Here is a 6164-nt window from a genome sequence, read left to right as displayed (position 1 = left end):
TCCGATCTCCCCGAGGGCGGCGCCCAGGAAGCTGCGCCGCGCGGGCGCGGCCGGGCAGCCGGCCGCCTCCGCGGCGGCGGCAGCGGCGGCCGCCTGGTGCGGGAAGGGGCAGGAGCCGCTGGTGCTGGGCTGGTTCGTCATCAGGCGGACTTCCGGATCTCGAGCAGGTCGGGGATCGGGGCGAGGTCTTCGAGCAACTGGCCGGTGGCGCCGTTGAGCTGCGTGCGGGTCGCGGGGTCGAGCTGCTGGACCGGGGTCCAGCTGCCGTCCGCGTGGTGCGCCCCGGTCAGCAGGTCGGCGACCCGCTGGAGGTCACCGTGCACGGTGCCGAGCAGCTGCGGACTGCGGGCCTGGATCAGCGGGGTGAGCACCGAGAGCAGCTCCTGGGTGCCGGCCAGGTTGGCCTGCGCGGTGGCCAGGTTGGTGCCGCTGCCCTCGTCGGTGTCGGCGGTCAGCTCGAACTGGAGGGTGTTCTCCAGGATCTCGTGGGTGCGCAGCGGCAGGTCGGTGGGGTCGAAGTCCTGGGTCGGGAAGGCCTGGCCGAGCCCGGCCACGTCGGTGACCAGCTGGTCGGCCACCGGGCTCAGGTCGGCGGCGGACTGTCCGTGCCACAGGCCGTACTCCAGCCGGTGGAAGCCGCTGAAGTCCTTGTCCTGGACGCCGTCCGGCAGGCCGTCGGCCCGGCCGTTGATCTTCTTGTCGAAGTCGGCGAAGGTGCCGTAGGCCGCACCGAGCGAGGAGTACTGCAGGTGGGCGGTGAGCCAGTCGGCCTTGGCCGCGGCCAGGTCGCCGCCGTGCAGGTCGGCCTGCAGCTTCTGGGTGTCGGTCAGCAGGGTGGCCAGGCCCGTGGTGACGTAGGCCTTGTACTGGTCGAGCGGGCCCTTGAGGTCGTCCTCGGAGACCGGCAGCACCGCCGCCACCTGCTGCCCGCCGTCGACGTGCACGGTGGCCGAGGTCACCGGGTCGCCGCCGGTGGGCACGCAGCGCCAGGCCAGGTCGCCGGTGCCGATGGTGGCGGTCAGCGGGCGGGTGGTGCCGGGGGCCAGGCCCTCGATCTCGCCGTAGACCGCGTTGGTGGCCGGGTTGACCAGGTAGACCTCGGAGGTCTTGGCGCCGGCGTTGTGCATCTGGAAGGTCTGCTGGCCGGGCTGCGGGGTGCCGAAGCCCTTGCCGCACTGGTCCTTGGCGTCCGAGACGGTCACCGTGGCGGCCGTGGCCGGCTTGCCGTCGCTGACCGCGATCACCACGCCGGCCACCACCGCGGGGACGGTGACCAGCGCGGCCGGCAGCAGCCAGCGCGGGCGCGGCCGGCGGGGCGCCGGCTGCGCGGCACCCGACTGCTCCTCGGCCGGCTGCTCGGCGGCGGTCGCCGCGGCGGTGCCGGCGGCCTCGGCCTCCACCACCGGCTGGGCGGCCGGCGCGGGCGCGGCGGGGCGCACCCCGCGGACGAACAGCGGCAGCACCACGGCCAGGTAGAGCAGGTAGCCGACCACCTGGAGCCAGGTCATGGTGACGGTCAGGTTGAGGACGCCCTGGACCAGGGTGGCGTACCAGGAGCCGGCGTCCAGCGAACCGCTCAGGTCGAAGGCGTAGGCGTGCCCGCCGGGCAGCACCCCGCCCTCCTGCAGGTCGCGCAGGCCGTAGCTGAGCACCCCGGCCGCGATGACCACCAGCACCAGGCCGGTGCGGGTGAAGAAGGTGGTCAGGTTGATCTTCAGCACCCGGCGGTACAGGCCCCAGCAGAGCCCGGCGGCGAGCACCAGGCCGATCCCGGCGCCGATCGCCGGACCCTTGGCCTCACCGGCCGAGCGGGCCGTGGTCCAGAGGAAGAGCGAGGTCTCCAGGCCCTCCCGACCCACCGCCAGGAAGCTGGTGACGACCAGCATCCCGGCGCCCATACCGAGCGCGGCGGTGACCTTCTCTCGGATCTCGGCCGAGAGGTTGCGGGCGGACTTGCGCATCCAGAAGACCATCGCGGTGACGAAGGCCACCGCGATCAGGCTGAGCGTGCCGCCGAAGGCCTCCTGGGCGGTCCCGGAGAGGTTGGCCGCGGTGAAGGTGAGCACCGCACCGAAGCTGAGCGCCACCGCGATGGCCGCCAGGACGCCGGCCCAGACCTGCGGCAGGCGGCCCTTCTCCCCGGAGCGGACCAGGGTGGCGACCAGGATCGAGACGATGAGTCCCGCCTCCAGGCCCTCCCGGAGCCCGATCAGAAAGCTTGGAAACGCGTCGTCCCACATGGGTGCTGAACTCCCCCAGGCGTCCGGTACCGCCCAGCGGACAGGGTGCACCGCGGAGCGCGACCAAGCGCCCAGCGCGCTTAGCTTAGGCATACCTTAGCCAGGGCTCCCGTGGGCGTCCACGGCGGGGGTGGGGGAAAAGTTAGCCAAGCCTTAGCTGACCGGACGTGAGTCGGCCCAGACGCCCTCGAACTCCTCGCGGTAGACCTCCAGCAGGCCGGCCTCGCCCACCTCGCCCTCGGCCTCCTCCACCGCAGGCCGCAGCACCAGGGCGGGCGACTCGATGCCGCGGGCGCGGCGCAGGTAGGGCTGCACCACGCCGACGTCCCCGCCGCGCCGCCGGGCCGCCACCGTCCGGGCGCCCTCGACCAGATATGCAGTGAACCTCGGCGTCTCGTCGAAGACCCGGATCTCGAAGGCCCCCGGATCGCGCAGCCGGGCCCGCACCCGGCGCACGTGCATGATGTTCATCTCGATCGAGCGGGACAGCTCGCCGCGCCCCAGGCCCAGCTCGCGCTCGCGCCGGCGCACCGCGCTGCTGGCCGGGTTGAGGAAGAGCAGCCGCATCCGGCAGCCCTCGGCGGCCAGCCGGGCCAGCCGCTTGCCGGTGTAGTTCTGGCAGAGCGCACCGAGCGCGATGCCGATCGCGTCCAGCCGCCGGGCCCCCTCCAGCAGGTCCTCCATCGGCACGTCGCGCTGCAGCCGGATCCGGTCGGCGTGCACCGCGGCCACGTCCGCGTACCGCCCGGCCACCAGCTCCTCGATCACGTCGGCGGGCAGGTGGGCCCCGCCGGCGGGCCGCCCGTCCAGCAGGCCGAGCACCCGGGCGGCGGCCCGCTCGGTCTGCGCCAGCACGGTGTGCGAGAGGCTGCGGTTGCGGGAGACCACGTGCCGGGCGACCTCCAGCTCGTCCAGCGCCAGCTCGATCTCCCGGCGGTCGTCCAGGTAGGGCTCGAAGCAGGGCCAGTGCTGCACCATCAGCTCGCGCAGCTGCGGCAGGGTGAGGAAGACCAGCGGGTCGTCGTCGGCCGGGTCGAGCAGGAAGCCCTTGCGGCGGCTCACCTCGCGCACCGCGGCCGCCCGCCGCACCCACTCCTCGCCGACCGGCCCGGCCGCGGCGGTGACCCAGTCCGCGCCGTGGGCGGGCTGGTAGACCGGGCGCAGCAGGTCGTCGAGGAGCGCCCGCAGCCGCTGCTCCACCAGGTTGAGCCAGACGTAGGCCCGGCCGGTCAGCCGGACCCGCTGGTAGGCCCGCTGCCACTGCTCGCCGCTCCAGGCGGGCGCCGCCTCGGGGCCGAGCTGCGCCGGGAGCAGCCGCCCGCCGCCGGGCGAGCCGAGCACCGCGGTCGGCGCCTCGGACCGGGATCCGCCACCCGCCGTTCCGCTGGGCCCTTCGGGCCATTCGTCGGCGGGGAAGACCATCTGATTACCTCGACTCTCGGCACCCGGCCCTGTGACGATCAAGACTACTGCGCGGCCCGCGCGGCGGTCAGCCCGTTGCCTTTCCGCAACCGAAACCCCCTCAGCCCCCGGGCCCCGCAGCGGGCTCGGGCCGGCGGGGCCCCCGCCACCGGCCGCCACCGCCCGCCCGTTCGGGCGAATGCGGGCCGAAAGCGCGTCAGATCACCGGTGGCGCGGCGACGATGGCGGGCGGCGCACAGAAGAATGGCGGCCAGTGGCCGCGGGCTGTGTCGTGCATCACGCCGGGTGGCGCCCCGACATGGGCCGCGCGCCGCCCGGGCATACCGCTCCCAGCGGTGCGCCGCCGTCCCGAGCGAGCGTCAGCTCCACTCCACCGCACGGAAGTTGAAGCCTATGCAGGTCTGGCCGGGGCAACCGTACCCGCTGGGTGCCACCTACGACGGGGTGGGCACCAACTTCGCGGTGTTCTCCGAGAGCGCCGACCGGATCGAGCTGTGCCTGCTCGCCCCGGACGGCACCGAGACCGCCGTCGAGCTGCGCGAGACCGATGCCTTCGTCCGGCACGCCTACCTGCCCGGCATCCAGCCCGGCCAGCGCTACGGCTTCCGGGTGCACGGGCCCTACGACCCGGCCCGCGGCCACCGGCACAACGGCGCCAAGCTGCTGCTCGACCCCTACGCCAAGGCGATGAGCGGCACCATCGACTGGGACGAGTCGGTCTACGGCTACCACTTCGGCGCCCCCGAGCGCCGCAACGACCTGGACTCCGGCCCGCACACCATGCACTCGGTGGTGATCAACCCCTACTTCGACTGGGGCAACGACCGCCCGCCGCACACCGACTACCACCGCTCGGTGATCTACGAGGCCCACGTCAAGGGCCTCACCCGGCTGCACCCGGGCATCCCCGAGGAGATCCGCGGCAGCTACGCGGCGCTCGCCCACCCGGCGCTGATCGAGCACCTGGCCGAGCTCGGGGTGACCGCGATCGAGCTGATGCCGGTGCACCAGTTCGTCCGCGACCACCGGCTGCGCGACCTGGGCCTGACCAACTACTGGGGCTACAACACCATCGGCTTCTTCGCCCCGCACGGCTCCTACTCCTCGGTGGGCGACCTGGGCCAGCAGGTGCAGGAGTTCAAGTCGATGGTCAAGGCGCTGCACGCGGCCGGGATCGAGGTGATCCTGGACGTGGTCTACAACCACACCGCCGAGGGCAACCACCTGGGCCCCACGCTCTCGCTGCGCGGCCTGGACAACGCCTCCTACTACCGGCTCGCCTCCGACCGCCGCTACTACCTGGACACCACCGGCACCGGCAACACGCTGCTGATGCGCAGCCCGCACGTGCTCCAGCTGATCATGGACTCGCTGCGCTACTGGGTCACCGAGATGCACGTGGACGGCTTCCGCTTCGACCTGGCCGCCACCCTGGCCCGGCAGTTCCACGAGGTGGACCGGCTCTCCTCGTTCTTCGACCTGGTCCAGCAGGACCCGATCGTCTCCCAGGCCAAGCTCATCGCCGAGCCCTGGGACCTCGGCGAGGGCGGCTACCAGGTGGGCGGCTTCCCGCCGCTGTGGACCGAGTGGAACGGCAAGTACCGCGACACCGTGCGCGACCTGTGGCGCGGCGAGCCGGCCACGCTGGCCGAGTTCGGCTCCCGGCTGACCGGTTCCTCCGACCTCTACCAGCACGACGGCCGGCGCCCGATCGCCTCGATCAACTTCATCACCTGCCACGACGGCTTCACCCTGCGCGACCTGGTCTCCCACAACGACAAGCACAACGAGGCCAACGGCGAGCAGAACCGCGACGGCGAGAGCCACAACCGCTCCTGGAACTGCGGCACCGAGGGCCCCACCCAGGACCCGCGGGTGCTCGAGCTGCGGGCCCGCCAGCAGCGCAACTTCATCGCCACCCTGCTGCTCTCGCAGGGCGTGCCGATGCTCTCGCACGGCGACGAGCTGGGCCGCACCCAGCTCGGCAACAACAACGCCTACTGCCAGGACGGCGAGCTCTCCTGGGTGCACTGGCCCGGCGACCGGCAGCTGCTGGAGTTCACCCAGGGCATGGTCTGGCTGCGCCGCAACCACCCGGTCTTCCGGCGCCGCCGGTTCTTCCGCGGCCGCCCGGTGGCCGCGGCGCACGACGAGCTGACCGACCTCGCCTGGTTCACCCTCAGCGGCGAGGAGATGACCGAGCGGGACTGGACGACCAGCTACGCCAAGTCGCTGACGGTCTTCCTGAACGGCGCCGCGATCTCCGAGCCGGACCGGCGCGGCGGGCGGATCACCGACGACTCCTTCCTGCTGATGTTCAACGCGCACCACGAGTCGCTGCAGTTCACCGTCCCGCACGGGCACGGCGAGGAGTGGCAGGTGGTGGTGGACACCACGCTGGCGACCCTGCCGACCCCCGGCACCGGCCTGCGGATCAAGGAGGGCGACGGCATCTGGCTGGCCGACCGCTCCCTACTGGTACTCAAGCGGTGCGCCGGGTAG

Annotated in this window: 3 protein-coding genes; 1 reads left to right on the top strand and 2 read right to left on the bottom strand. The window is 72.9% G+C overall.

Annotated features, from left to right (window positions below):
• Positions 1–140: 140 nt before the first annotated feature.
• Together efeU and ACQRUO_RS20650 are read right to left on the bottom strand one after the other, a co-directional pair.
• A complete protein-coding gene (efeU, locus tag ACQRUO_RS20655; protein ID WP_428317467.1) occupies positions 141–2240 on the bottom strand; it encodes an iron uptake transporter permease EfeU in 2100 nt (699 codons plus the stop codon).
• Positions 2241–2393: 153 nt separating this feature from the next.
• Positions 2394–3662, bottom strand: coding sequence for an SAV2148 family HEPN domain-containing protein (locus ACQRUO_RS20650; RefSeq protein ID WP_428317466.1), 1269 nt, complete (start codon positions 3660–3662; stop codon positions 2394–2396).
• 393 nt (positions 3663–4055) lie between these two features.
• Here ACQRUO_RS20650 and glgX point away from each other — a divergent pair, with 393 nt between their 5' ends.
• Positions 4056–6164, top strand: coding sequence for a glycogen debranching protein GlgX (gene glgX, locus ACQRUO_RS20645; RefSeq protein WP_428317465.1), 2109 nt, complete (start codon positions 4056–4058; stop codon positions 6162–6164).

It is taken from the genome of Kitasatospora sp. LaBMicrA B282 (genome assembly GCF_050325825.1).
Lineage (GTDB): Bacteria > Actinomycetota > Actinomycetes > Streptomycetales > Streptomycetaceae > Kitasatospora.
Note: the sequence above shows the minus strand (reverse complement) of the source record. Positions and strands in the feature narration are given on the sequence as shown.

What these genes read in the sequence shown, in the direction of transcription:
- glgX (WP_428317465.1), top strand. Translation starts at nt 4,056, where the DNA reads ATGCAGGTCTGGCCGGGGCAACCGTACCCGCTGGGTGCCACCTACGAC.
- efeU (WP_428317467.1), bottom strand. Translation starts at nt 2,240, where the DNA reads ATGTGGGACGACGCGTTTCCAAGCTTTCTGATCGGGCTCCGGGAGGGC.
- ACQRUO_RS20650 (WP_428317466.1), bottom strand. Translation starts at nt 3,662, where the DNA reads ATGGTCTTCCCCGCCGACGAATGGCCCGAAGGGCCCAGCGGAACGGCG.